The organism is Streptomyces sp. M41, assembly GCF_043673425.1.
In the GTDB taxonomy this organism is placed as follows: Bacteria; Actinomycetota; Actinomycetes; order Streptomycetales; family Streptomycetaceae; genus Streptomyces.
In genome coordinates, this window is sequence record NZ_JBIMKE010000027.1 from 42,881 (window position 1) to 69,291 (window position 26,411).

21 protein-coding genes and 1 pseudogene are annotated in these 26,411 nt (G+C 71.2%); 13 read left to right on the plus strand and 9 right to left on the minus strand.

Translation table 11 applies throughout. The features are described 5' to 3' along the window. Positions 1 to 44 precede the first annotated feature (44 nt). Positions 45 to 224 (minus strand): hypothetical protein, encoded by a 180-nt coding sequence (locus ACHBTE_RS27580; RefSeq protein WP_394726856.1) that lies wholly within the window; start codon positions 222 to 224, stop codon positions 45 to 47. A 208-nt stretch (positions 225 to 432) separates the two neighbouring features. Further along, on the minus strand, positions 433 to 3,396 hold the full coding sequence (locus tag ACHBTE_RS27585) for a BTAD domain-containing putative transcriptional regulator (protein WP_394726858.1): 2,964 nt from the start codon (positions 3,394 to 3,396) through the stop codon (positions 433 to 435). 186 nt (positions 3,397 to 3,582) lie between these two features. Here ACHBTE_RS27585 and ACHBTE_RS27590 point away from each other — a divergent pair, with 186 nt between their 5' ends. The 6 genes and pseudogenes from ACHBTE_RS27590 (at position 3,583) to ACHBTE_RS27615 (ending at position 11,062) form a co-directional block, all read left to right on the plus strand. Further along, positions 3,583 to 4,815 carry an amidohydrolase family protein gene (locus tag ACHBTE_RS27590; RefSeq protein WP_394726860.1) on the plus strand — a complete coding sequence of 411 codons (1,233 nt, stop codon included), beginning with the start codon at positions 3,583 to 3,585 and terminating at the stop codon, positions 4,813 to 4,815. Beyond that, positions 4,812 to 5,735 carry an LLM class F420-dependent oxidoreductase gene (locus ACHBTE_RS27595; protein WP_394726862.1) on the plus strand — a complete coding sequence of 308 codons (924 nt, stop codon included), beginning with the start codon at positions 4,812 to 4,814 and terminating at the stop codon, positions 5,733 to 5,735. The genes ACHBTE_RS27590 and ACHBTE_RS27595 overlap by 4 nt, the downstream gene beginning before the upstream one ends. Before the next feature lie 8 nt (positions 5,736 to 5,743). Further along, entirely contained in the window at positions 5,744 to 6,514 is a 771-nt protein-coding gene (locus ACHBTE_RS27600) for an SDR family NAD(P)-dependent oxidoreductase (protein ID WP_394726864.1), read from the plus strand. A gap of 123 nt (positions 6,515 to 6,637) precedes the next feature. Further along, positions 6,638 to 7,756 carry an LLM class flavin-dependent oxidoreductase gene (locus tag ACHBTE_RS27605; protein ID WP_394726866.1) on the plus strand — a complete coding sequence of 373 codons (1,119 nt, stop codon included), beginning with the start codon at positions 6,638 to 6,640 and terminating at the stop codon, positions 7,754 to 7,756. 109 nt (positions 7,757 to 7,865) lie between these two features. Further along, positions 7,866 to 9,605: pseudogene (locus tag ACHBTE_RS27610) on the plus strand (amidohydrolase family protein); the annotation flags it as partial. Then, positions 9,602 to 11,062, plus strand: coding sequence for an aldehyde dehydrogenase family protein (locus ACHBTE_RS27615; RefSeq protein WP_394726868.1), 1,461 nt, complete (start codon positions 9,602 to 9,604; stop codon positions 11,060 to 11,062). The pseudogene ACHBTE_RS27610 and the gene ACHBTE_RS27615, both read left to right, overlap by 4 nt. Positions 11,063 to 11,150: 88 nt before the next feature. Here the strand turns inward: ACHBTE_RS27615 and ACHBTE_RS27620 are convergent, their stop codons facing one another. Then, positions 11,151 to 11,546, minus strand: a complete 396-nt coding sequence (locus tag ACHBTE_RS27620; RefSeq protein WP_394726870.1) for a nitroreductase/quinone reductase family protein — start codon at positions 11,544 to 11,546, stop codon at positions 11,151 to 11,153. Positions 11,547 to 11,671: 125 nt separating this feature from the next. Here ACHBTE_RS27620 and ACHBTE_RS27625 point away from each other — a divergent pair, with 125 nt between their 5' ends. Then, positions 11,672 to 12,499, plus strand: a complete 828-nt coding sequence (locus tag ACHBTE_RS27625) for an endonuclease/exonuclease/phosphatase family protein (protein WP_394726958.1) — start codon at positions 11,672 to 11,674, stop codon at positions 12,497 to 12,499. A 10-nt stretch (positions 12,500 to 12,509) separates the two neighbouring features. Here ACHBTE_RS27625 and ACHBTE_RS27630 read toward each other — a convergent pair whose 3' ends face one another. Further along, a complete protein-coding gene (locus tag ACHBTE_RS27630; RefSeq protein WP_394726872.1) occupies positions 12,510 to 14,027 on the minus strand; it encodes a CehA/McbA family metallohydrolase in 1,518 nt (505 codons plus the stop codon). A 317-nt stretch (positions 14,028 to 14,344) separates the two neighbouring features. Between ACHBTE_RS27630 and ACHBTE_RS27635 the strand changes: the two genes are divergently transcribed. The 4 genes from ACHBTE_RS27635 (at position 14,345) to ACHBTE_RS27650 (ending at position 19,901) form a co-directional block, all read left to right on the plus strand. After that, complete coding sequence (locus tag ACHBTE_RS27635) at positions 14,345 to 15,193, plus strand: LLM class F420-dependent oxidoreductase (RefSeq protein ID WP_394726874.1); 849 nt, start codon at positions 14,345 to 14,347, stop codon at positions 15,191 to 15,193. A 156-nt stretch (positions 15,194 to 15,349) separates the two neighbouring features. Further along, positions 15,350 to 17,935, plus strand: coding sequence for a bifunctional FO biosynthesis protein CofGH (locus tag ACHBTE_RS27640; RefSeq protein ID WP_394726876.1), 2,586 nt, complete (start codon positions 15,350 to 15,352; stop codon positions 17,933 to 17,935). A 146-nt stretch (positions 17,936 to 18,081) separates the two neighbouring features. Further along, entirely contained in the window at positions 18,082 to 18,639 is a 558-nt protein-coding gene (locus tag ACHBTE_RS27645; protein ID WP_394726878.1) for a hypothetical protein, read from the plus strand. Positions 18,640 to 18,737: 98 nt separating this feature from the next. After that, complete coding sequence (locus tag ACHBTE_RS27650) at positions 18,738 to 19,901, plus strand: DUF418 domain-containing protein (protein WP_394726880.1); 1,164 nt, start codon at positions 18,738 to 18,740, stop codon at positions 19,899 to 19,901. A gap of 8 nt (positions 19,902 to 19,909) precedes the next feature. On the opposite strand, the gene ACHBTE_RS27655 is transcribed toward ACHBTE_RS27650, so the two are convergent. Together ACHBTE_RS27655 and ACHBTE_RS27660 are read right to left on the minus strand one after the other, a co-directional pair. Beyond that, positions 19,910 to 20,419 carry a DUF2165 domain-containing protein gene (locus ACHBTE_RS27655; RefSeq protein ID WP_394726882.1) on the minus strand — a complete coding sequence of 170 codons (510 nt, stop codon included), beginning with the start codon at positions 20,417 to 20,419 and terminating at the stop codon, positions 19,910 to 19,912. 125 nt (positions 20,420 to 20,544) lie between these two features. Next, positions 20,545 to 21,216 carry a class I SAM-dependent methyltransferase gene (locus ACHBTE_RS27660; protein WP_394726884.1) on the minus strand — a complete coding sequence of 224 codons (672 nt, stop codon included), beginning with the start codon at positions 21,214 to 21,216 and terminating at the stop codon, positions 20,545 to 20,547. 258 nt (positions 21,217 to 21,474) lie between these two features. On the opposite strand from ACHBTE_RS27660, the gene ACHBTE_RS27665 reads away from it, so the two are divergent. After that, positions 21,475 to 22,590, plus strand: a complete 1,116-nt coding sequence (locus tag ACHBTE_RS27665) for an ADP-ribosylglycohydrolase family protein (protein WP_394726886.1) — start codon at positions 21,475 to 21,477, stop codon at positions 22,588 to 22,590. 21 nt (positions 22,591 to 22,611) lie between these two features. Here the strand turns inward: ACHBTE_RS27665 and ACHBTE_RS27670 are convergent, their stop codons facing one another. Next, on the minus strand, positions 22,612 to 24,180 hold the full coding sequence (locus tag ACHBTE_RS27670) for a sodium:solute symporter family protein (protein ID WP_394726888.1): 1,569 nt from the start codon (positions 24,178 to 24,180) through the stop codon (positions 22,612 to 22,614). Positions 24,181 to 24,331: 151 nt separating this feature from the next. Then, a complete protein-coding gene (locus ACHBTE_RS27675) occupies positions 24,332 to 25,117 on the minus strand; it encodes an SDR family oxidoreductase (RefSeq protein ID WP_394726890.1) in 786 nt (261 codons plus the stop codon). Positions 25,118 to 25,220: 103 nt separating this feature from the next. Between ACHBTE_RS27675 and ACHBTE_RS27680 the strand changes: the two genes are divergently transcribed. After that, positions 25,221 to 26,060 carry a hypothetical protein gene (locus ACHBTE_RS27680; protein WP_394726892.1) on the plus strand — a complete coding sequence of 280 codons (840 nt, stop codon included), beginning with the start codon at positions 25,221 to 25,223 and terminating at the stop codon, positions 26,058 to 26,060. 138 nt (positions 26,061 to 26,198) lie between these two features. Here ACHBTE_RS27680 and ACHBTE_RS27685 read toward each other — a convergent pair whose 3' ends face one another. Then, complete coding sequence (locus tag ACHBTE_RS27685) at positions 26,199 to 26,390, minus strand: DUF397 domain-containing protein (RefSeq protein ID WP_394726894.1); 192 nt, start codon at positions 26,388 to 26,390, stop codon at positions 26,199 to 26,201. Between the last annotated feature and the right edge of the window lie 21 nt (positions 26,391 to 26,411).

Genomic DNA, 26,411 nt, shown 5'->3' on the forward strand with positions numbered 1-26,411 from the left:
CCCTCCGTGCCGCCGCGGTCGATCCCCGTGAGGGGAGAGAGGTGTCAGTCGATCGGCTCGCCGGTGGCGTGCGTGTTCTCCGTGCTGGCGCCGCCGGTGCCCTCGTCGGCCTTCAGCGCGCCCTTCTTGAGCGGTTCGCTGGTGGCGTGGGTGTTGAGCGTGGTCACCTCGGTGGCCTCCGTCGCCGGCGCCGCTGCCTCGGTGGTCTTCTTGTCGTCGCTCATGGTTGGCGTTGCTCCCCTGAGAGTTCGATGTAGTGGTCGAAAGGCCGCCCGGCAACTCCCCCGCGGGCTGCCGGGCGGCGCTTCCTGGGCCGGTACACCTTAGAGGTGCGGCCACTGGCCGCCCCGCCTGCCCCCCGACGCGACGGAACGACACGACGAGAGTGCCTCAGGGCGATAAACGAACGATGAACGTGCCAGGCGTACCAGTTCAGGCGACGGCGAGCGGATTGAGGAGGGACCGGACCTGACCGGCCTCGGGGACGCCGAGCGAGTCGAAGATCTCGAGGGCTTCGCGCCAGCAGACCTGGGCGCGCCCGGTCTGCCCGATGCCGCTCAAGGCCCGGCCCAGCACCGTGAGTACGTTTCCGCGCCGCCACTCGCCACCGATGCCACGCAGAACCGTCAGGGCCAACTCCGCGGACGCGGCGGCCTGTGCCGGGCGGCGGGCGGCCAAGTCAACCTCGGCGAGGCGGAAGAGCGTCATGCCCTCCCACAGCCGCTGCCGGCTGTCGCGGAAGACTTCGAGCGCCCCTTCGAGGCATTCGGTCGCCTGCGACAACTGCCCGCTCTGGGTGAGCGCCAGACCCAGCGCGTACCGGCCGTTGGCCCCCTTGAGCGTGTTGCCCATGTCGTCGTACATGCCGGTGCCCTGCTCGGCCAGGGTCACGGCGCTGGCGGTCCGGCCCATCGCGAGGTGGATCCGTGACAGGTTGCACAACGCGCTCGCCTCGCCGGGACGGTCGGCACAGGAGCGGAAACTCTCGATGGCACGGCTCAGGTGTGTCTCCCCGTCGTCGTGCCGGCTCTGGTAGAGCGCGAGGACGCCGAGCATGTTTGACGCCCAGCAGGTCGGAAGGGGGTCCCCTGCCGTCTCCGCCAGGCGCAGAGCGTCGGCGGCCTCCTGCTCCGCGAGCGCGAAACGGCCGGAAATATGGTGGCCGTTGGCCAGCGTCAGCAGCGCGCGTGCCTCCGCCCGCCGGTCTCCCGCCTCGAAGGCCGCCTTGCGCATGGCGGTCGCGGTGGCCTCGTACTCCTTGGAGTTGGCCCCCGACTCCGTCAGATCGATCGCAGTCCACAGCAGATCCACGGCACGCCTGAGGTGGTGCGGTGCGGTCGACTGCCGTACGCACGCGAGCAGGCAGATCGCCTCCGCGTACAGCCAGTCGCGCGCCTGATGCCGGTCCTCGAAGGCCGATCCCGGGTACTCGGTGGGGGCACGATGATCCACCAGCCGGTCCCCCGGCCGCTCGATCGCGTAGACCGTCGCGGCCGTGGCCAGATAGAAGTCCAGCAACCGTGACAACGCCGCGTCCCGCTCGCTCGGCGGCCGCTCGTCCCGTGCCGCGCACGCACGCGCGTAGAGCCGGACCAGGTCATGGAACCGATATCGTCCCGGCGCCGCCGACTCCAGCAGGGACGTGTCGACGAGGGACTCCAGCAGGTCCTCGGTGTCCTCCACCGGCAGGTTCAGCACCGCAGCCGCCGCTGCCAGGGAGATGTCCGGGCCGTCGGGCAGGCCCAGCAGCCGGAAGGCGCGGGCCTGGGCGGGCTCCAGGGCGCCGTACCCGAGCTCGAAGGTCGCCTTCACCGCGAGGTCCCCGGCCTGGAGTTCGTCCAGGCGACGCCGCTCGTCCGCGAGCTTGGCGGCCAGCACCGAGACCGTCCAGGTACGCCGCGCCGCCAGGCGCGAGGCCGCGATGCGGATGGCCAACGGGAGGAAGCCGCACGCCGCGACCACGTCCAGCGCGGCCTCCCGCTCGGACGCCACCCGCTCCTCGCCCACGATCTTCGTGAACAGGGACAGCGCCTCCTCCGGGGACATCACGTCCAGGTCGACGAGATGGGCACCCGCCAGGTCCACCATGCGCACCCGGGACGTCACCAGCGCCGCACAGCCCTCCATTCCCGGCAGCAGCGGACGTACCTGGGCCGCGTCCTTGGCGTTGTCGAGGAGGACGAGCACCCGTCGGCCGTCCAGGACCGACCGGTACAGCGCCGCCCGCTCCTCCAGCGAGTCCGGGATCGCCGAGTCCGCCGTCCCCAGCGCCCGCAGGAAGGAACCCAGTACCGTCTCCGGATCAGCCGCCCGCGGCCCCGCCCCCTGCAGGTCGACATACAGCTGGCCGTCGGGAAACGCGGAGCGTGCCTGGTGGGCCACGTGGACCGCGAGGGTCGTCTTGCCGACCCCGCCGATGCCCGCCAGGGCGGATACGGCCATCACCCGGCCCTCCGCGGAGGCGAGGACGTCGCTCAGCTCCGAGACGAAGGCGGCGCGGCCCGTGAAGTCAGGGACGGTGGCGGGGAGTTGGGCGGGGCGGACGGGGACGAGGGTCGGTTCGGCGACCGGGGCCGAGGGCTCCGCGAGGGCGGGGTCCGCCTGGAGGATCCGCTGCTGGAGTTCCTTGAGGTCCGGACGCGGGTCCACGCCGAGTTCGTCCGCCAGCAGGCGCCGCGTGTCCGCGTACACCGCCAGCGCCTCCGCCTGCCGCCCGCTGCGGTACAGGGCGAGCATCAGCAGTTCCCGCAGCCGCTCCCGCAGCGGATGCGCCGCCGTCAGGGCCGTAAGCTCCGAGACCGCCTCCGCGTGGCAGCCCTGCTCCAGGTCCATGTCCAGCCGGGATTCCAGGAGTTGCAGGCGCCACTCCTCCAGCCGGACCCGCTGGGCCTCCGCGTACGCCCCGGGGACCCCGGCCAGCACCTCGCCGTCCCACAGGGCCAGGGCCTGGTCCAGGACGCCGCGCGCATGGCACAGGTCCCCGGAGCCGCGCGCCTTCTCCGCCTCCGCCGCCAGGTCCTGGGCCACGGCGAGATCCAGCGCGCCCTCCGCCAGGCCCCGCACCGCGTATCCGCCCGACTCGCTCACCAGGACCCCGGGGTCCAGCACCTTGCGCAGCCGGGAGGCGTACGTGCGCACCGCCGCCAGCGCCTGCGAGGGCGGCTCCTCGCCCCACAGGGCGTCGATCAGCTCCGCCGCGGTCGCCGTACGGCCCTCGCGCAGCAACAGGGCCGCGAGCAGGGCGCGCTGCTGGGGGGAGCCGGTGGGGAGTTGTTCCTGGCCGCGCCAAGCGCGTACCGGGCCGAGCACGGCGAAGCGCAACGGCACCCCCGGTTCCGCCGCAGCTGCCGAGGAGCCGGGACGCCTTTGCTCCGGCACTCGCGGTACCCCGTCCATCGCAGTCCCCCTAGGACCCGTCTACATCCCCGCCAGTTTGCCTTGTTCCGGCAGATGCGTCAGCTGTGGAGAGGTCGATCACGGACAGGCGCGCTGGATATCACAAGGCCCTCACGTGCCCTTCGCACGGCAGGCCCCCCACCCGCCTAGCTGACGGTCCGTCAGATCAGCGCTACCGTGAACGGCATGGACACCGAGACGACGTTTCCGCTGATCATCTCCGTCGACGACCACACCGTCGAACCCCCCACCGTCTGGCAGGACCGGCTGCCGAAGAAGTACCTGGACACCGGCCCGCGCATCGTGCGTGCCCCGCTGCGGGAAATGACCTTCCTGGGCGGCCGGTTCAAGCCGGTCATGGGCCACCCGGGCGAGGACGGCCCGGTCGGCGACTGGTGGGTGTACGAGGATCTGCAACGGCCCCTGACCCGCCTGGACACGGCCGTCGGCTACAGCAGGGACGAGATCAGGCTCGAGGTCATCACCTACGAGCAGATGCGCCCCGGCTCCTACGACGTGCCCGCCCGCCTCGCCGACATGGACGTCAACCACGTCCAGTCCGCCCTCTGCTTCCCGACCTTCCCCCGCTTCTGCGGCCAGACCTTCACCGAAGCCGCGGACCACGAGCTGGGCATGCTGTGCATCCGGGCCTACAACGACTGGATGGTGGAGGAGTGGTGCGGCCCGGACGCGCGGGGGCGGCTCATCCCGCTCACCCTGATCCCGCTCTGGGACGCCGAACTGGCCGCCGCCGAGGTCCGCCGCAACGCCGCCCGGGGCGTACGGGCCGTCGCCTTCTCCGAGATACCCCCGCACCTGGGCCTGCCCTCCGTGCACACCGACGACTGGGACCCCTTCCTCGCCGCCTGCGACGAGACCGGCACGGTCGTCGCCATGCACATCGGCTCCAGCAGCCGGATGCCCTCCACCTCCGCCGACGCGCCGCCCGCCGTCGGTTCCACCATCACCTTCGCCAACTGCTGCTTCTCGATGGTCGACTGGCTGATGAGCGGCAAGTTCGAGCGCTTCCCGAACCTCAAGGTCATGTACGCCGAGGGCCAGATCGGCTGGATTCCGTACATCCTGGAGCGCGCCGACGTGGTGTGGGAGGAGAACCGGGGCTGGGGCGGGGTCGCCGACAAGGTGCACCGGCCGCCGTCCGAGCTGTTCGCCGGCCATGTCTACGGCTGCTTCTTCGACGACGCCTTCGGGCTGCGCAACCTGGACGCGATCGGCCTGGACAACGTCCTGTACGAGACCGACTACCCCCACTCCGACTCCACCTGGCCGAAGTCCCGCGAGGTCGGCGAGGCCCAGATGGGGCACCTGGACGCCGAGACCGTCGAGCGGATCGTGCGGCGCAACGCGATCGAGCTGCTGGGGCTGACCGACGACGGGCTGTGGGAGGGCTCGCGATGAGCCTGTCGTACGGCATCCAGCTCCCGGTCCAGTCGCAGAGCACCCTTTACGCCGAGCCGTGGGAGGCCGCCGCCGGACCCGAGGACCTCGTCGCGCTCGCCCGTGCCGCCGACCGCGCCGGTTTCGCCTACCTGGCCTGCTGCGACCATGTCGGCGTCCCCCGTCGCCTCGCGCCCGCGATGAGCACGGTCTGGTACGACCCCGTCGCCACCCTCGCCCATCTCGCGGCGGTCACCGAGCGCATCCGGCTGCTCAGCCACGTCGCCGTCGTGGGCCTTCGGCATCCGCTGCTCAGCGCCAAGCAGTACGCCACCGTCGACCATCTGTCGGGCGGCCGGCTGATCCTCGGGGTCGGGGCCGGTCATGTGCGCGAGGAGTTCGAGGCGCTGGGGGTCGACTTCGAGCGGCGCGGGCAGGTCCTCGACGAGTCGATCGACGCTCTGCGGGCAGCGCTCGGACCCGAGGAGTTCCCCGAACACCACGGCAAGCTCTACGACTTCGAGGGCCTCGGCCAGCAGCCGCGCCCCGCCCAGCAGCGGGTCCCGGTCTGGGTCGGCGGATCGTCCCCGGCCGCCGTGCGCCGGGCCGCGCTCAAGGGCGACGGCTGGCTGCCGCAGGGGGACCCGCGCGACCGGCTGCCCGCACAGATCGCCCGGATCCGGGAGCTGCGCGAACAGGCGGGACGCCAAGAGCCGTTCGTCGTCGGTGCCATCCCCGAGCCCCTCTACGTCGGCACACCCGCCTGGCACGTCGGGCGCCGGACGATCAGCGGACCGCCGGAGGCGCTCGCCGAATCCTTGCGGGCCTATCGCGCGATGGGCGTGCACCAGATCCAGGTACGGTTCCGTAGCCGTAGCCGTACCGAACTCGTGGACCAGATGACCGCCTTCGGGGCCGAGGTCGCCCCGTGTCTCGACTGAGGAGTGCCATGGGCAAGCTGGACGGCCGGGTCGTGATCGTTACGGGCGCGGCACGCGGGCAGGGGGAGCAGGAAGCGCGACTGCTGCGGGCGGAGGGCGCCGAAGTGGTCGTGGCGGACGTGCTGGACGACCAGGGGGAGGAGCTGGCGAAGGAGCTGGGCGCGCGCTACGTCCATCTGGACGTCGGCCAGGAGCAGGACTGGCGGGACGCGGTGACGGCCACCAGGGCGGCGTACGGCCGGGTCGACGGGCTCGTCAACAACGCCGGCATCCTGCGCTTCCACTCCCTCGTCGACACGCCCCTCGATGAGTTCATGCAGGTCGTGCGGGTCAACCAGGTCGGCTGCTTCCTGGGTATCAAGACCGTGGCGCCCGAGATGGCGGACGGCGGCACGATCGTGAACACCGCCTCCTACACCGCCATGACCGGTATGGCGGCCGTGGGTACGTACGCGGCCACCAAGCACGCCGTCCTCGGCCTCACCCGCGTCGCCGCGCTGGAGCTGGCGCCCAGGAACATACGCGTCAACGCGATCTGCCCGGGAGCCATCGACACCGCGATGTCCAATCCGGCGCTGCTGGACCCGGACGCGGACCCCGAGGAGACCTCGAAGGCGCTCGACGGCCTGTACCGCAAGCTGGTGCCGCTCGGCCGGATCGGGCGTCCGGAGGAGGTGGCGCGGCTGGCGCTGTTCCTGACGTCGGACGACTCCTCGTACATCACCGGGCAGCCGTTCGTGATCGACGGGGGCTGGCTGGCCGGCGTCTCGGTCATCTGACGGTCGGACCACCGCCATCTGACCAACGGCCGGCTATTGACCATCCGCGCACCCGGTGCGACAGTCGGCGGCAGATCGCCTATCTGACGTACCGTCAGAAACTACTGGGGACGGTGAACCTCCTTGGAATTCGGGCTCTTTGTACAGGGATACGTGGGCAAGCGCGCCGAGACCGACCCGCTCGCCGAGCACAAGGCGCTGATGGAGGAGACCGAGTACGTCATCCAGGCGGACCGGTCCGGCTTCAAGTACGCGTGGGCGTCCGAGCACCACTTCCTGGAGGAGTACTCGCACCTCTCGGCGAACGACGTCTACCTCGGCTATCTGGCCCACGCCACCGAGCGGATCCATCTCGGATCCGGGATCTTCAATCCGCTCGCGCAGGTCAACCACCCCGTCAAGGTCGCCGAGAAGGTCGCCATGCTCGACCATCTCAGCGAGAACCGCTTCGAGTTCGGCAGCGGGCGCGGCGCCGGGTCGCACGAGATCCTGGGGTTCATCCCCGGCGTGACCGATATGAACTACACCAAGGAGATCTGGGAAGAGACCATCGCCGAGTTCCCCAAGATGTGGCTCCAGGACGAGTACGCCGGCTTCCAGGGCAAGCACTGGCAGCTGCCGCCGCGCAAGGTGCTGCCCAAGCCGTACGGCAAGTCCCACCCCGCGATGTGGTACGCGGCCGGGTCGCCGCCGTCGTACGCCATGGCGGCGAGGAAGGGCCTGGGCGTACTCGGGTTCAGTGTGCAGAAGGTCTCCGACATGGAGTGGGTCCTCGAGCAGTACAAGACGGCCATCGTGAACGCCGAGCCGATCGGGGACTTCGTCAACGACAACGTGATGGTGACGACGACGGCGATCTGCGCGCCGACGCACGCCGAGGCGATCGAGACCGCCGTGAACGGCGGGCTGCACTATCTGCCGTCGCTGGTCTTCCGCTACCACGACACGTTCCCCCGCCCCGAGGGGTTCCCGGTGTGGCCGGAGACGCTGCCGGAGTACACACCGGAGTTCGTGGAGCTGCTGATCGAGGAGGAGCTGCTGATCTGCGGGGATCCGGACGAGGTGCTCACGCAGTGCAAGCGGTGGGAACAGGCCGGGGCCGATCAGTTGAGCTTCGGGTTGCCGGTGGGGGTACCGAAGGAGGAGACGTTGCGGACGATTCGGTTGATCGGGGAGCACGTGATTCCGAAGATCGACACGGATCCTGTTCATCGGACTTCGCGGTTCCGGAGGGGTGTCTGATCGCCGTTGGCGGGGTGCGGGTCTGTGGCTGGTCGCGCACACGCGGCGGAGCCGCATATCGATACAGCCCCGCGCCCCCAGGTAGGCCGGCCCACCGCAAACCCAGGAGGCGAGCCACATGCTCGATCACGTCATCAAGGGTGCGTCCGTCGTGGACGGGACGGGCAAACCCGCGTACACCGCCGACGTCGGCATACGCGACGGTCGTATCGCCGTCATCGGTACGATCACTGACGAATCCCGCACCAGCGAGGACGCCGCCGGGCTGATCCTCGCCCCCGGTTTCGTCGATCCCCACACCCACTACGACGCCCAGCTCTTCTGGGACCCGTACGCCACCCCGTCCCTGAACCACGGGGTGACCACGGTCGCCGGCGGGAACTGCGGGTTCACGCTGGCGCCCCTCAACCCCGCGCGGCCCGAGGACGCCGACTACACGCGGCGGATGATGTCCAAGGTCGAGGGCATGTCGCTGGTGGCGCTGGAGGAAGGGGCGCCCTGGAGCTGGCACAGTTTCGGGGAGTATCTGGACGCTCTGGAAGGGCGGATCGCGGTCAACGCGGGGTTCATGGTCGGGCACTGCGCGCTGCGCCGGTACGTCATGGGGGCGGACGCGGTGGGCGGGCAGCCCACCTCGGAGCAGCTCGCCGCCATGGTGAGGTTGCTGCGGGAGGCCATGGAGGCGGGAGCCTGGGGGCTGTCCACCACCCAGTCGAGCTCGCACTCCGACGGCGACGGGAAGCCGGTCGCCTCCCGGCACGCCGGACCGGCCGAGCTGCTGGCCCTGTCACAAGCCGTCGGGGAGCACGAGGGCACGCAGATCGAGGCCATCGTGGCGGGCTGCCTGGACCAGTTCAGCGACGACGAGATCGACCTCTTCGTGGAGATGACCGCCGCCGCGGGCCGCCCCCTGAACTGGAACGTGCTCACGATCGACGCGGCGGTCCCCGAGCGGGTGCCCAGGCAGCTGGAGGCAAGTGAACGCGCCCGCAAGGCCGGTGGCCGGATCGTGGCGCTGACCATGCCGATCCTCACGCCGATGAACATGTCGCTGGGCACCTTCTGCGCCCTGAACCTGATCCCCGGATGGGGGCCGGTCCTGGGACTGCCCGTCAAGGAGAGAATCGCCAGGCTCCGTGACCCGGACGTGCGGGCCGAGATGCTGGCGCGGGCCCGGTCCAAGGAGGCGGGGGTCTTCCGGCGGCTCACCCACTTCGGTCGGTACGTCATCGGGGACACCTACAGCGAGGCGAACCGCGGGCTGTCCGGGCGGGTCGTGCAGGACATCGCGGCCGAACGCGGGCAGGAACCCTTCGAGTGTCTGGTCGAGATCTGCGCGGCGGACGATCTGCGCACGGTCCTGTGGCCGATGCCCACCGACAACGACCCCGACTCCTGGGCACTGCGCGCCGAGACCTGGCGGCACGAGGACGTCATGCTGGGCGGCTCGGACGCCGGGGCGCATCTGGACCGGATGTGCGGGGCGCCGTACACGACCCGGTTCCTCGGGGACTGTCTGCGCGGGCGGAGGCTGACGAGCCTGGAGCAGGCCGTGAAGATGCTGACGGACGATCCCGCGCGGCTGTTCGGGCTCAGGGAACGCGGCCGGATCCAGGAGGGCTTCCATGCCGATCTGGTGCTCTTCGACCCGGAGCGGATCGACGCGGGCCCGGCCACCCTGGTGCACGACCTGCCGGGTGACAGCCCGCGGCTGGACTCCAAGGCCATCGGGGTGCGGGCCGTGTGGGTCAACGGGGTCGAGGCGATCCGGGACGACGTCGTGACCGGGGCCGTGCCGGGGCGGGTGCTGCGCTCGGGCCGCGACACCACGACGGTGGCCACGCGGTGAGCCATCAGGGCCAGGAACGGCAGCGGTTGTTTCTCGGCGGGAGCTGGGTGGAGCCGGACGGCGGGCACTACGCCGTGATCGATCCGGCCACCGAGGAGACCGTCGGGTGGGCTCCGGAGGCCGCGCGGGATCAGGTGCACGCGGCCTGCGCCGCGGCCCGCGCGGCCTTCGGGCCGTGGTCGCGTACGGCGCCCGAGGAGCGGGCGGCCGTACTGGGGCGGGCGGCGGACATCATCCGCGCGCACCTCGTGCCGTACGCCGATCTCGCCCAGGCCGAGACCGGCGCGACCACGGGGACCGCCCGGGGCATGCAGGTGGGTGTCGGGGCGGCCCGATTCCGGCGCTACGCGCGCGTGGAGAGCGCCGAGTGGGCGATCCCGCCGCAGATCAACGAGGCCGGCCCCTTCGGCAAGGCCGGTGTGATGGGGGCGCTGGCCGTGCGGCAGCCGGTCGGGGTCGTCACCTGCATCACCTCGTACAACAACCCCTGGGCCAACCCCGCGGGCAAGATCGCGCCCGCGCTGGCCATGGGCAACACGGTCGTGGTGAAGCCCGCCCCGCAGGATCCGCTGTCGGTCTACCGGATGGCCGAGGCGCTGGAGGCGGCCGGGGCACCGGCGGGTGTGGTGAACGTCGTCTCCGGGCGCTCGGTGGAGGTCGGCGAGGCGGCCGTCGCCGGCGATGTGGACATGGTGAGCTTCACCGGCTCCACGGCGGTCGGGCAGCGCATCGCCGAGGTGTGCGGGCGGGACATGAAACGCCAGTTGATGGAGCTCGGCGGAAAGGGCGCGGCCCTCGTGTTCGACGACGCGGACCTGGGCTCGGCGGTCGCCGGGATCGGCACCACGTTCTCCTTCTACAGCGGACAGATCTGCACGGCACCGACCCGGGTGCTGGCCCAGCGCGGCGTGTACGAGCGGCTGGTGGAGCAACTGGCGGCGTACGCGGGTCGGTTGCCGGTCGGGGACCCGCGTGCGGCGTCCACGGTCGTGGGCCCGGTGATCTCGGCCGAGCACCGGGACCGGGTGGAGTCGTACGTGGAGACGGGCCGCAAGGAGGGTGCCGTGGTGGTGGCGGGCGGTGAACGGCCGCCGCACGAGCGGGGTTTCTACGTCGCACCCACCTTGCTCGCGGACTGCACGAACGACATGCGGGTGGTCCGGGAGGAGATCTTCGGGCCGGTCGTGTGCGTGATCCCCTTCGACGAGGAGGAAGAGGGCATCGCCCTCGCCGACGACACGGACTACGGCCTGATCGACTACGTCTTCTCCGGTGACGTCGCCCGCGCGTTCCGCGTCGCGCGGCGGCTGCGGGCCGGCGGTGTCGGGATCAACACCGTCGGCCGCAACATGGAGGCACCGTTCGGCGGGTTCAAGAAGAGCGGAGTCGGCCGGGACGTCGGCTCGTACGCCCTGCACGCCTACAGCGAGGTGCAGGCGCTCGTGTGGCCGGGGTGAGCGGGCAGCCGTGAGCAAGCGGCCGGGGCGAGCGGGCGGCTGCGGAGGGCGAGCGGGATCAGGGAAGCCTCGGCCCTCCGAGCCGGCCTCAGTCCGTCAGATCCACCCGCACCGTCAGCAAATTCGTCCCCAGGGCCCTGACACCCGCGCTGTTGACGCGGGGCAGGCCGCGCAGCCGGGCGACCGGATCGTCGTCCGGCAGCAGTCGGGCCGTGCCCGTGTACCACCGCCCCCTGATCCGCACCCGCACCCGTGGGTCCGCCTTGATGTTGCGGATGTACTGCGACTTCTCGCCGAACTCCGAGACCAGCCAGAAGGAGTCGGCGACCCGCCGTCCGCCCACCGGCGTCTGCCGGGGCAGCCCGGAGACCCGGCCCGTGGTCTCCAGGACCGTCTGGAAGGGCAGCCGGCGCAGCACCGGGTTGCCGACGCGCCGCTGGAAGGTGGTGGCGGCGCGGAATCTGAGGTCGGCCAGGCGGGACATGTGTGAGGTTCTCCTTATTTCCTGCCGGGTTTCCTGCCGGGTTTCCTGCCGGGTGTCGCCGTGCGAAGGTCGAACTGTTGCTTCAATGGTCCCCCACGCGGCAGGACGAGAGCGGGTGGCTGCGGATGCGGGTCGTGACCTGGAACCTCTGGTGGCGCTTCGGGCCCTGGGAGGGCCGGCAGAAGGCGATCCTCGCCGGGCTGCGCGAACTGCGCCCCGACGTCGTCGGCCTTCAGGAGGTGTGGGCCACCGGCGCGGAGAACCAGGCCGAATGGCTGGCCGGTGAACTCGGCATGCACTGGGCCTGGGCCCCCTCGCCCGCCCCCGACCGCTGGCGCCGGCGGATAGGCGACCACACGGTGGACATCGGGAACGCCGTGCTGAGCCGCTGGCCAGTTGTCGACCAGCGCACCCTGCGGCTGCCGGCCCCCGCCGAGGTCGACGACGGCCGCCTCGCCCTGTACACCCGGCTGGCCACGCCCGCGTACGACATCTCCTTCGTCACCACCCACCTCACCTCCGCGCTGCACGGCTCGGCCGTACGCTGCCGCCAGGTCGCCGCGCTCGCCGAGTTCATCGCCGAAAACCGCGTCGACACGCCCTTTCCGACGGTCGTCACCGGGGACTTCAACGCCTGGCCGGACTCCGACGAGATCCGTCTCTTCGGTGGCTACCGCACCGCGCCGGTCGTGCCCGGGCAGGTCTTCTTCGACGCCTGGCAGTACGCCGACCCGGCCGCGCCCTCGGTCACCTGGGACCGCGAGAACCCGTACGTCGCCCCCGGGCGGGAGCCGAGCGCGCGGATCGACTACATCCACGTGGAGCCGCCCGGCCCCGCCGGTCTCGGCCATGTGCGCGACGTACGGCGGGTGTGCGCGGGCCCGGTCGACGGGGTCTGGCCCTCGGACCACGCGGCGGTGCTGGCCGACCTGGCGGACGAGCCGGCGCCCTGAAGGACCGGCCCTACGAACGCCCGAGGAAGATCGGGTTCGTGAAGGCCGCCAGCGCCCCCGGCAGTGGCCCCACCGCCGTCTCGTGCCGCAGCTCCGCCCGCACATAGGCCGCGTACGACGGCGTCGTACGCCACTCCACGACCCCCGCCCCCGACACCGGCAGCGGCGGGCTGGTGAAGAGCACACCCTGGTCGGTGACGAAGCGGACCGTGCAGCGGGGGGCGCCGGACGCCTCCAGACGGACCGTCACCGGGGTGTCCCGGCCCACCTCCAGCCGCTCGCCGATACCGGCGTGCCGGCCGCGTCCGCCCGCCACCGTGAACGCCAGCGAGACATTCTTCGACTCGGCCACGTACGAACGTCCCGCCCTGATGCCCTCCTGGATCGCCTCGCGGGTGAGATCGTCGGCGAGGACGACCGTCTGCGGGCCGCCGACCGGATCGGGGTCACGGTGGGCGTCGCTGTTGCCCATCGCCGGGATCCACGAGCGGGTGGCCGAGCGCACGGACGCGACCAGCATGCTGTCCCAGTCGGCCAGGGCCATCTCGTCGTCGGGGGTGTAGGGGCCGTTCCAGACCTCGATGGCGTCGGCCTCACCGAAGCCGAACTTCCAGTTGCAGCCCACGCAGGTGGCGTGCGGGTGGGCGGGGACGACAAGGCCGCCGGCCTCCCGGATCCGGCGGGCGAAACGGCCGAAGCGGTTGTCCCGGGCCCGGTAGCGCCAGTCGACGAAGGTGCCGGGATCGATGCCGAGCGCCACCACATGGCCGTTGCGTGTCGTGACCTCCTCACCCAGCATGATCAGCAGGTCGTCGCCCGCCTCGGCCGCCCAGTGCGGGTGCGCGGAGTGCGTGTTGTGCTCCGAGCTGTTGATGAAGTCCAGGCCCGCCGCCCGGGCCAGCGCCGCGATCTCGGCGGGCGTACGGCGGCCGTCGGAGTGCCAGGAGTGCAGATGGCAGTCGCCCCGGTACCAGGCCCGGCCCCGGCCCTTCGCCCGTTCCGGCGGATACACCGGCGCGGCGGCCTCACCGGGCTCGCCGTAGGTCAGCGTGATCGTGAGCTCGTACGACAGGCCCTGCGGCGCCACCGTGTAGGGGCCTAGCGCTACGGACCAGGTGCCCTCCCGGACCGGGCCCGGGAGATACCCCGGCGTCGCCTCGTCCGCCCGGATGAAGAACTCCGTGCGCGCCCCGCCCGACCAGCCCCGGAAACCACGCCCGCCGAGCTCTGTGCCGCGCTGGTCGAAGATGCCGATGTCCAGCGCGTTGCCCGGGGTGCCGGCCGGCACGGAGGGCTTGTCGTAGGTGTAGGAGACCTTGATCTCCCGTACCCCGGAGGGCACTTCGACCGGTACGTACACGAAGTCGGGGGACCCGGGCGGCAGGGTGCCCCGCACGGTGCGGGTCTGCGTGCCCCGGCTGCTGTCGGCGCCTGACGCGAAGGTCACGCTTCCCAACGTAAGCGCGGCGGCGGCGCCCGTCACGAACAGAGCGCGTCTTCCCAGGCCCGCGTGGTCGTTCTCGCACATGCTGCTGCTCCCCAGGTCGTCGTGGATGACATGGCGTGGGTGGTGCAGTGGTGGTGCGTGCAACCCTGGTATTCAGCCGTGAACTGCCGTGCAAGGGAAGGGAATCGGCAGACAATCGGCAGGCGAGGGGCCGCTGAGCGGCAGCCGAGCGGAGGGCAGCCGAGCGGAGGGCGACGGGCGGGGGCGGCTGGGCGAGGGCGACTGGGCGGCGGCTGGGCGGGGGCGGCTGGGCCGGGGTGCGACGGTCGCCGCAGTGGCTCAAATGTGCCGACCGGTCGGTATGGACATCGGGTCGTGAGCGCGGTACAGATGCAGTCATGCGCATCTCCGTCACGATCTTCCTCACCGACGAGACGATCACCCCGACCCGGCTCGCCCGTGAGCTGGAGCAGCGGGGATTCGCCGGGCTGTATCTGCCCGAGCACACCCACATCCCCGTCGAGCGGACCACCCCATACCCGGCCGGCGGCGACCTGCCGCCCGAGTACGGCCGCACCCTCGACCCCTTCGTCGCGCTCGGCCAGGCGGCCGCCGTCACCGAACGGCTCGGCCTCGGCACCGGCATCACGCTGGTCGCCCAGCACGACCCGATCGACCTGGCCAAGCAGATCGCCACCCTGGACCACCTGTCGGGCGGGCGCTTCACCCTCGGCCTCGGCTTCGGCTGGAACGTGGAGGAGGCCGCCGACCACGGCGTCCACTGGGCCTCGCGCCGCGAACTCGTCCGCGACCGGATGGCCCTGATGCGGGCGCTGTGGGCGGACGAACCGACCTCGTACGAAGGGGAGTTCGGTGCGGTCCGCGCCAGTTTCGCCTACCCCAAACCCGCACAGAAGCCTCGTGGGCCGAAGGTCGTCGGGCCGCGGACGCTCGTCGGCGGAGCCGCCGGGCCGAAGCTGTTCGCGCACATCAGCGAGTACGCCGACGGATGGCTGCCCATCGGAGGGCGCGGACTGTCCGAAAGTGTTCCCCGGCTACGGCAGGTCTGGGCGGACGCTGGGCGGGACCCCGGCGCGCTCCAGGTCGTGCCGTACGCCGTGTTTCCCAACGCCGGGAAGCTCGCGCACTACGCGGACCTGGGGATCGAGGAGGTGGTGGTGCAGTTGCCGCCGGACGGGGAGGCAGGGGTGCTGCGGGCGCTGGACGAGTATGCCGCGTACCTGTAGCCGGGCGGGCGGACAGCCGCCCCGGGGGCGCGGGGCCGTGTCGATGTGCGGCTCCGCCACGGGGCGCGACCAGCTGCGACGCGCCCGCGCCCGGCCATGCGCGGCACCTCCCGGGACCGTCCCCGACCCCACGAATCTCGAACGTATGCTCAAGGAATGACGACTCCCGCGTCCCCCGGAACCGGCCCGACCGAGAACTCCCTGCGCCGTGCCCTCAAACGCGCCCGGGACGGCGTAGCGCTCGACGTCTCCGAGGCGGCCGTACTGCTCCAGGCCCGCGGCGAGGCACTCGACGACCTCGCCGCGTCCGCCGCGCGGGTGCGGGACGCGGGCCTGGAGGCCGCCGGCCGCCCCGGCGTCATCACCTACTCCAAGAGCGTCTTCATCCCGCTGACCCGGCTGTGCCGCGACAAGTGCCACTACTGCACCTTCGTCACCGTCCCCGGCAAGCTGCGCCGCGCCGGGCACGGGATGTTCATGTCGCCGGACGAGGTCCTCGACATCGCCCGCAGGGGCGCCGCGCTCGGCTGCAAGGAAGCCCTCATCACCCTCGGCGACAAACCCGAGGACCGCTGGCCCGAGGCGCGCGAATGGCTGGACGCGCACGGCTACGACGACACCATCGCCTACGTCCGCGCCATCTCCATCCGCATCCTGGAGGAGACCGGCCTGCTGCCGCACCTCAACCCGGGCGTCATGACCTGGACCGACTTCCAGCGTCTGAAGCCGGTCGCCCCGTCCATGGGCATGATGCTGGAGACGACGGCGACCCGGCTGTGGTCCGAGCCCGGCGGCCCGCACCACGGCTCCCCGGACAAGGAACCGGCCGTGCGCCTGCGCGTCCTGGAGGACGCGGGCCGCTCCTCCGTGCCCTTCACCTCCGGGATCCTCATCGGGATCGGCGAGACGTACGAGGAGCGCGCCGAGTCGCTGTTCGCGCTGCGGAAGATCTCCCGGGCCTACCACGGCATCCAGGAACTGATCATCCAGAACTTCCGCGCCAAGCCGGACACCGCGATGCGCGGCATGCCGGACGCGGAACTCGACGAACTGGTCGCCACGGTCGCCGTCGCCCGGCACATCATGGGCCCGAGCGCCTGCCTCCAGGCCCCGCCGAACCTGGTCGACTCCGAGTACGAGCGGCTCATCCACGCCGGCATCGACGACTGGGGCGGCGTCTCCCCGCTGACCATCGACCACGTCAACCCCGAGCGCCCCTGGCCGCAGATCGAGGAGCTCGCCGAACGCTCGGCGACGGCCGGCTTCGAGCTGCGCGAACGCCTCTGCGTCTACCCGGAGTTCGTCCAGCGCGGCGAGCCCTGGCTGGACCCGCGACTGCGCCCGCACGTACGGGCACTCGCCGACCCGGAGACCGGCCTGGCGCGTCCGGACGCCGTGGTCGAGGGGCATCCGTGGCAGGAGCCGGAGGAGGCGTTCGTCGCCTCCGGACGGACGGATCTGCACTCCACGATCGACACCGAGGGCCGTACCTCCGACCGCCGGGACGACTTCGACGAGGTGTACGGCGACTGGGGCGCCCTGCGCGAGGCGGCGGCGCCCGGGATGGCGCCGGAGCGCATCGACACCGACGTACGCCAGGCACTGGCGACCGCGGCCGACGACCCGACCCGGCTGACCGACGCGGAGGCGCTGGCACTGCTGCACGCGGACGGCCCGGCGCTGGACGCGTTGTGCAAGATCGCCGACGACGTCCGGGCATCGGTGGTCGGCGACGACGTCACGTACATCGTCACCCGGAACATCAACTTCACCAACGTCTGCTACACCGGCTGCCGGTTCTGCGCCTTCGCCCAGCGCCGCACCGACGCCGACGCCTACACCCTGTCCCTGGACCAGGTCGCCGACCGCGCCCAGCAGGCATGGGACGTGGGCGCGGTGGAGGTCTGCATGCAGGGCGGCATCCACCCGGACCTGCCCGGCACGGCGTACTTCGACATCGCGAAGGCGGTGAAGGCGCGCGTCCCCGGCATGCATGTGCACGCCTTCTCACCGATGGAGGTCGTCAACGGCGCCACCAGGACGGGCCTTTCGATCCGCGAGTGGCTGACGGCGGCGAAGGAGGCGGGCCTGGACTCCCTCCCCGGCACCGCCGCCGAGATCCTCGACGACGAGGTCCGCTGGATCCTGACCAAGGGCAAGCTGCCGACGGCCACCTGGATCGAGGTGATCACGACGGCGCACGAACTCGGCATCCGTTCCTCCTCGACGATGATGTACGGCCATGTCGACCAGCCCCGCCACTGGCTCGGCCATCTGCGCACCCTGGCCGGCATCCAGCAACGCACGGGCGGCTTCACGGAGTTCGTGACGCTGCCGTTCATCCACACCAACGCACCGGTGTACCTGGCGGGCATCGCGCGCCCCGGCCCGACGATCCGCGACAACCGGGCGGTCACGGCGATGGCCCGGCTGCTGCTGCACCCGCACATCCCCAACATCCAGACCAGCTGGGTCAAACTGGGCACACAGGGCGCGGCCGAGATGCTCCGCTCCGGCGCCAACGACCTGGGCGGCACCCTGATGGAGGAGACGATCTCGCGGATGGCGGGGTCGTCGTACGGCTCGTACAAGTCGGTGCGGGACCTGGTGGCCGTCGCCGAGGCGGCCGGGCGCCCCGCCAAGCCCCGCACCACGCTGTACGGCGAGGTTCCCGAGGAGCGGCAGCGCGCGGCGGCGGCCTCGGACGGGCATCTGCCGGAGCTGCTGCCGGTACTGGACTGAGCGGTCCGGGCCGGCCCAGTCCGGCCCGGACCGGGTGCATCAGCAGCTGACCGGCTGAGGAAGTCCGCCGCGCAGGGGTCGGTACGATGATCCGACCCCTGCCGGAGGGGTTCCATAGCTTTCCGTAGCCGAGGAGATGCGTGCCCGTGCCTGCTCCCAAGGTCTGGGTGACCGGTCTGACGGTGGGAGCGATATCCGCCGTCGCCGTCCTGGCCGTGCAGGCCGACAAGGGCCCGCACCCGAAGGCCCCGGCGAGAGCAGCCCGGCCGAGCGCGTCGGCGCCGGCCGGCGCGACCCCGTCCCCGCCCAAGTCCGCCGCGCCCGCCGCGGTGCCCGACGACTCGGGCACCGGACGCCGGATCGTCTACTCCCTGCGCCACAAGCGGGTCTGGCTGGTCGACGCGAGCGACGCGACCCGCCGTTCCTTCGCCGTCTGGCCGGGCACGGTGAACCCGGACCCCGGCAGCTACGCGGTGTCCTCCCGCAACGAGGCGACCACCGGATCGGACGGCGTGGAGATCGAGAACATCCTCTACTTCACCGCGAAGTCCGGCATCTCCATAGCCTTCTCGAACGCCGTGGACGGCTCCTCGCCCCCGCCCGCCGACGGCAAGCAGACCGGCGGGGTGCGGATGCGCGCCGCCGACGGGGCGGCGCTGTGGACCTTCGGGGAGAAGGGCACCACGGTGGTCGTGGTCGAGTAGGGCGACGTCGCGCAGGGCGACCGCTACATCCTTCGATGTACGCCAGGATCGACTTCGCTCACGATGATTAGGCCCGACGCCGCCGTGACCATGGACGCATGACGCACACGGACGCGACGATCCCGCAGGAATCTCGGTCCACGCCGGCCGCCGCCCGGCGGCTCCCCCTCCTCGACGTACTGCGCGGCGTGGCCATTCTGGGCACCCTCATGACGAACGTGTGGATCTTCACCGGTCCCGGCGCGGAGTGGGGAGCCCTGCAATCGGAACCCTCCACCGGCGTCGTGGGCGGCGTGTTCAGCGTGCTGGCGAACGGCAAGTTCCTGTCGCTGCTGACGATCCTGTTCGGCGTCGGACTGGCCATCCAGTACCGCTCGGCCGAGCGGCGCGGACAGCCCTGGCCGGGGCGCTACCGATGGCGGGCGCTGTTTCTCTTCGCCGAGGGCACGGTGCATTTCGTGCTGGTCTTCGCCTGGGACGTACTGATGGGATACGCGGTCACCGCCCTCCTGGTGGCCTGGTTGCTGACCCGCTCCGAGCGGGCCCGGCGACGGGTCATGTGGTGGGCCGCCGGCATCCATCTGACGCTGATGGCCCTGCTGTCGGCGGTCCTGATCCTGAGCGGCGACAACGCGGACGACCCGGTGTCCGGTGAGGTCGTCGACCTCTACGCGCACGGCAGCTACCCGGAGCAGATCGCCTTCCGCCTGGAGAACGCGCTCGCGCTGCGCATGGAGCCCGTGCTCACCTTCTTCCTGCTGCTCTTCCTCTTCCTGCTGGGCGTACGGCTGTTCCGGGCGGGTGCGTTCGGCGCCGACGGGACGGGGCGCCGGCTGCGCTCCCGGCTGCTGGTGTGGGGGCTGGGCCTCGGGCTGCCCCTCAACGTGGCGGCGACCCTGGCCGGCCCGGACCTCTTCCTCCTGGCCAGGTACGGCACCGCCCCGCTGCTGGCCCTCGGGTACATCGGCCTGATCGGCGCGATCGTGGACCGGGTCCGCCGCCCGGGTCCGCTGATGACGGGCCTGACCTCCGTCGGCCGCACCGCCCTGTCCGGCTACGTCCTGCAGAACGTGCTGTGCGTGCTCGTCTCCTACGGCATCGGCCTGGGCCTTGCCGAGCGGCTCGGCGGCACCGGCCCGTGGTGGGTGGTGGGACTGTGGGCCGCGGTCTGCGCGGTGCTGATGGTGGGTGCCACGCTGTGGCTGCGGCGCTTTGCCGCAGGGCCCCTGGAGGCGCTCCAGAAGCGGGCCCTGCGCCACTGACACGCGTCTCAGGCGTCGCCCGCCCGAGCCTGCGGGAGGGGCAGATGGATGGCGATCAGCACGATGCCGCTGAACAGGAACACCCGGGTCGCCGCGTCCAGGCCGTTCCAGTCGCCCGACTGCCACATGGCGAACCACTCACCGCCGATGGCGATGAACCCGGCGCCGAACAGCAGCATCAGCATCAGCAGGCCGTAGGTGGAGACGCGACGGGCGCGCTGGTCGTCGCGCCGGAACCACAGCCACGTCCCGAATATCAGGACCAGGGCGGCGACGGTCTCCCAGACGATGATGGCGACGTAGGCGGCGTCCTGAAGTCCCTTGCTGGTGACGGCTCTCCACATCAGATCCTCGTCCTTGAAAGTCGTATCCATCGCCAGGACGTGCCGCACGAACTGCTGGTTCGTGCCGAAGTCGGTGATGTTCCCGAACGCCACGAGGGCGATGTAGAGGGCCACACTGCCGGTGAGGAGGGTGGCGGCGAGATGAAGTGCGCTGCGTGGGGGTGTCGTTGACATGGTGGTCATCTTCCCCGGGGCGCCGGTCCGGTCCATAGGCATTGAGCCACAATGCCGGTGCCGGATGCCGGTGCCGGGAACGCGACGGCCTGGACACGGCAGTTGATCGCCAGGCCGGGGACCGCCTACTCCCGCACACACCGCAGGAACAGCTGCGGTTCCGGCCCGGCACCCGGATGATCGGGAGTGAACAGCACGTTCTGCGCGGACAGCACCGTCAGCCCCGCCGCGCCGACGATGCCCGCGAAGCCCTCGGGCCCGAAGCTGGTGGCCCGCACCGGCTGCCCCATGAAGACCACCTCGACGTCCTCCACGTCCGCCGGCACGGTCGCGAGCACCATGCTGCCGCCCGGTCGCAGCGCCCGCACCAGCCGCCGCAGCAGCGCAGTCTGCGTGGCACGGGACATCTGAAGCAGCGAGAAGTACACGCAGACCGCGTCGTACTCGCCGTCCTCGAGCGGGACGTCGTGGATGTCGGCGTGCCGGAAGGTGGCGCCGGGCACCTGCCGGGCGGCGAGCTCCACCATGACGGGCGACGCGTCGATCCCCAGCACCTCGTGGCCCGCCGCCGCGAGCGTCTCGGCCGTCGGCCGCCCCGTCCCGCTCCCGACGTCCAGCACCCGGCTGCCCGGCCCGAGCCGCTCCACCAGCCACTCCAGCGACGCCCGGTGCGTCTCCGAGTGCGCGAACGCCTTCTCGTAGGCGGACCCCAGCACGTCGAACACGGCGGCGGCCCGCCGGGCCTGCCCGTCGTCGCTGTCGCTCTCGCTGCTACCGAACCCCTCGACGGCGGTCATGTCTCCCACTCCCGTACGTTCTCGACGAAGGCCGGTGGTGTCCTGCCGACGGCCCTACAGCAGGGCTTCCCTCTTTTCGGCCCTGCCACGACCGAGTGCGGCGACGTCCGCCATGTCACCCGGTACTGGTGGCAACTGACCACTCCCGTTCACTTCGGGCACACCTCGCATACCGTTCCGGGCCCTGAACCGATCGTCCACGGTCGATTACAGTGGCGAACTGTCGTGCGGACGGATGAGTGCCAGGGGGAGGTCTTGGTGGGTGTGACAGCCGGCGCCGTCTGGGGCCGTACCGAACAGCAGGACTTCCGCAGCCGGGTGCGTGGCACGCTGCTCGGCGTGGCCGTCGGGGACGCCCTCGGCGCCCCGGTCGACGGGCTCACGCTGGAGGAGATCAAGGAGCAGTACGGCGCCGAGGGCCTCGTCGACCTCGGGCTCGGCTACGGGCGGCGTGGCGCCGTCACCCATCTCACCCAGCTGACCCTGTTCTCCGTGGACGGGCTGATAAGAGCCCAGGTGCGACGGGACACCGGCGCCTGGCATCCGCCGACCGACCTGCACCGGGCGTATCTGCGCTGGGCGGCCACACAGCGGGACTGGGGGCCGGACGAGCGCCGCAAGGACGACGGCTGGCTGGCCCGCGAGGAGTGGCTGTACGCCCGCCGGGACCCGAGCCGCGCACTCCTGCTCGGCCTCGGCGACGGGGCCATGGGCACCCTGGAGGCGCCCAAGAACATCGCCGAGCTCGGGCCCGAGGCCACCGCCCGCTCCGCGCCCTTCGGCCTGCTCGTCGGCTGGGAGCCCCAGCTCGTCGTGCAGCTGGCCGTGGAGTGCGCGACACAGACCCACGGCCACCCCGTCGCCTATCTCTCGGCGGGCGCGTACGCGGTGATCGTGCACGGGCTCGCCTGCGGGGAGAGCCTCGACGGGGCCGTGCAGCGGGCGCTCGGGCTGCTCGCCGTGCGGCCCGGGCACGAGCCCGTGTCGGACGCGTTGCAGCATGCGCTGGGCGCCGTACGGCAGGGCATGCCCACCCCGGCGCGGGTGGAGGAGCTGGCGGCCGACGGCTCGGCGGACGGGCTGCTCGCCGCCGCCGTGTACTGCGCCCTGGTCGGCGAGGACGTACGGCACGGTCTGTGCCTGGCCGTGAACCACGACGGCCCCTCCGCCGCCGCGGCTGCCCTCACCGGTGGCCTGCTGGGCGCCCTGCACGGCGAGACGGCACTGCCCCCGGCCTGGCTGGCCGAACTGGAGGGCCGCCCCACGATGCTCGAACTCGCCGACGACTTCGCCATGGAGATGACCCAGGGCCCCGCACTGCACGGCCCCGCCGGCTCCTCGCCGGGCTGGCTGGCACGGTACCCGCGAGCCTGAGCCCTCTCCCCGGCACCCGCCTCAGTCCTTCGCGCGCACCACGTCCTCCACCGGTCCCGCCGGCGCCGGCACCGCGGCGGCCGTGCCGCCGTCGCCGTCCGTGTTGATCCGCTCGACGACGGCGAGCCGCTCCGGGGTGTCCTCCGGCTTGACGAAGCCGATGAGGACGTACAGGACCAGGGACACCGCCAGCGGGATGGAGACCTGGTACTGCAGCGGCACCCCGCCCTTGATCTGCCAGCTGATCGGATAGTTGACCAGCCAGAAGGCGAACAGGCCCAGCGCCCAGCTGGTGAGCGCGGCCGTGGGGCCGGAGCGGCGGAACGGCCGCAGCAGGCCCAGCATCATCGGGATCGCCATCGGGCCCATCAGACCGGCGACCCACTTGATCACGACCGTGATGATGTCCTTGAACGTGGGGGAGTTGACCTGTGTCGCCGCCGCCATGGACAGCCCGAGGAAGACGACCGTCGTGATCCGGGCGACCCGCAGCCCCTGCCCCTCGCTCCAGGCCCGCGCCCGGCGCCAGATCACCGGCGCGCAGTCCCGGGTGAACACCGCGGCGATGGCGTTGGCGTCGGAGGAGCACATGGCCATGGTGTGCGAGAAGAAACCGACGATGACCAGGCCCAACAGCCCGTGCGGCAGCAGCTGTTCGGTCATCAGGCCGTAGGAGTCCGAGCCGTCGGCCTTCTGGGACTCCACCAGCAGCGGCGACATCCACATCGGGAAGAACAGCACCACCGGCCAGACCAGCCACAGCAGCGCCGACAGCCGCGCGGAGCGCTCGGCCTCGTACGGGGTGGCCGTGGCCATGTAGCGCTGGGCCTGGTTGAGCATGCCGCCGTTGTACTCGAAGAGCTTGATGAAGAGGAACGCGAGCAGGAAGACCGTGCCGTACGGCCCGACCAGGGGCTCACCGTGGCCCTGGAGCTCGGGCCGGTCCCAGGCTTCGAGGAAGCCGATGCCCTTGTCGTTCAGTTCCATGACGACGGCCACGAACATCGCGACACCGGCCAGCAACTGGATGACGAACTGCCCGAGTTCGGTCAGCGCGTCCGCCCAGAGCCCGCCGATGGTGCAGTAGACGGCGGTGATGCCGCCGGTGATGAGGATGCCCTGGTTCAGCGACACACCCGTGAACACCGACAGCAGCGTCGCGATCGCGGCCCACTTCGCGCCCACGTCCACGATCTTCAGCAGCATGCCGGACCAGGCCAGCGCCTGCTGGGTCTTCAGGTCGTACCGGTTCTTCAGATACTCCAGCGGCGAGGCCACATGCAGGCGTGACCGCAGCCGGTTGATGCGCGGCGCGAACAGCTTCGACCCGATGGCGATGCCGAGTGCGATGGGGAAGGACCAGGTGACGAACGACGTGACGCCGTAGGTGTAGGCGATGCCCGCGTACCCCGTGAACATCACCGCGCTGTATCCGGACATGTGGTGCGAGATGCCGGAGAGCCACCACGGCATCTTGCCGCCCGCGGTGAAGAAGTCGCTGACGTTGTCCACCCGCTTGTGCGACCAGATGCCGATCGCCACCATCACGCCGAAGTAGCCGATGAGCACGGCCCAGTCGAGACTGTTCATGTGACCCCTTCCAGGGTTCCGCCCTGTGAACGGCTTGCCCATGGTGTGTGCGGTGGCGCGGGCACGACAAGCGCACGTAGGGTCAACAGAAGGTAAAAAGGTTCTGGGTGATGACTTGTGTTCACTTACCTGAACGACCCAAAGGGTGCGATCAGCGCATCAATTCCCCCGCGTTGACCAACAGGGACTGTCCGGTGATCGCCCGTGCCCGGTCGGATGCGAGGAACACGGCGGCGTCGGCGACATCCGCGTCCGTGGCCAGTTGGGGTAGGGCCATACGGTCGGTGAGCCGGGCCAGTACCTCCGGTTCGGGGACGCCTTCCGTCTCCGCCGTGAACCGGACGAACGCCTGCACCGGCGGCCCCCACATCCAGCCCGGCAGCACGGTGTTGACCCGGATGCGATGCGGGCCGAGCTCCCGGGCCAGGGAGTACATGGCACTGGTGAGCGCGCCCTTGGAAGCGGCGTACGCGGCCTGCTTCACCTGGGACGGGGCGGCCACGGCGGACTGGGTGCCGATGAACACCACCGAGCCGCCGCGCCTCTTCAGCGCCGGCAGACAGGCCCGGGCCATCCGCAGCGAGCCCAGCAGATTGACGTCCAGCACCGACTGCCAGGTGGTGAAGTCGGCGTCCTGGAGCCCCCCGAAGTAGGAGTCCCAGGCCGCCACCTGCACCAGCGCGTCGATCCCGCCGAACCGCTCCCGCGCCAGCGCGGCCAGGGCCCCGCACTGCCCCTCGTCGGCGATGTCGGTCGCGCGGTAGGCGGTGTGCGCCCCCTCGGGGTCGATCTCGGCGGCGCATTTGGCGAGGTTCGCCTCCGTGCGCGCCCCCAGCACGGCGTTCCCGCCGTCCCGTACGACCGCCGCCGCGACCTGGTGCCCGAGCCCGGCGCCCACTCCCGAGACGACGACGGTCTTGCCGTTGAGCAGTGACATCAGGGCCTCCCGGGCTCTGGCGGATTATCTGACGGCCCGTCAGAGTATGGGCGTCCGAGGGAGGACGGAAGCCACCGGGAGGAAGAGAGAGGAAGGGAACGCCATGAGCGAGGACACCCGCAGCGAGGTGTACGCCGAACTGGCCGCCGTGGGCCCGTACGGAGTCCGCCCCGGCCACGCCCTGATCACCATGGTCGAACCGCACCCGGGCCATGAGTACGCCTACAACCGCTGGTACGAGGACGACCACTACTACGCCGGCGCGATGGCGATGCCCTGGATGTACGCGGGCCGCCGCTGGGTCGCCACCCGGGACCTGCAACTCCTGCGCTACCCCGAGAAGTCGGCCGTCGCCCAGCCGGTCACCGCCGGCTGCTACATCTCCACGTACTGGATCACCGCCGGCCGCTACGACGACCACATGCGCTGGACCGTCGGCATCAACAAGCGCCTCAACCGGGACGCCCGCGTCTACCGGGACCGCACCCATGTCTTTACGTCGTTCCAGGACCACGAGGCGACGGTGTACCGCGACGGCGCGGCCGGCCCCCGCGACTTCCACGCCCTCGACCACCCCTACGCGGGCCTGGTGGTCGAGGTCCTCGACGCGGACTCACCCGGGCAGCGCGCCGAACTGCTGGAGTGGCTGCGCACCCGCCACCTCCCCGGCCGCCTGTCCGGCTCTCCGGCCGCGACGGTGACGGTCTTCCGGCCCACCCCCCTCCCGCTCGACCGCATGTCGTACGTCAAGCAGGTCGAGGGTGTCGACACCCGTCTGACGCTCCTGTGGTTCCTGGAGGCGGACCCGAGGGAGTGCTGGGAGGGCCGCTTCACCGACCTGGACACCGCGGTCGGTGAGACGGGCCTCGGACGGGTGGAACTGGTGGCGCCGTTCGTCCCGACGGTGCCGGGGACGGACCGGTATGTGACCGAGCTGCGCTGAGGCGGGGAGGCGTCCCGGGCACGGCCGAGCCCCCTCGGCAAGGACGGCGGGCTGGTCGAGAGGGCTCTGCCTGTACTGCTTGTGCGGTTGTTGATCGTGAGGTCGGTCGAGGGGTGAGGATCCGGACAGACCCGCCCCTTACGCCTTGACCGACGCCACGAAGGTGTTCCACGCACTCGCGGGGAACGCCAGGACCGGGCCCTCGGGAACCTTGGAGTCCCGCACCGCCATGGCCGCTGTGATCGGCGACTTGACCTCGACGCACGCGCCGTTTCCTGTGGAGTACGAGGACTTGGTCCACGTGTCCGTGGCACCCTGACGAATTGCCATGTTTGCTCCGAATTGCCAGAT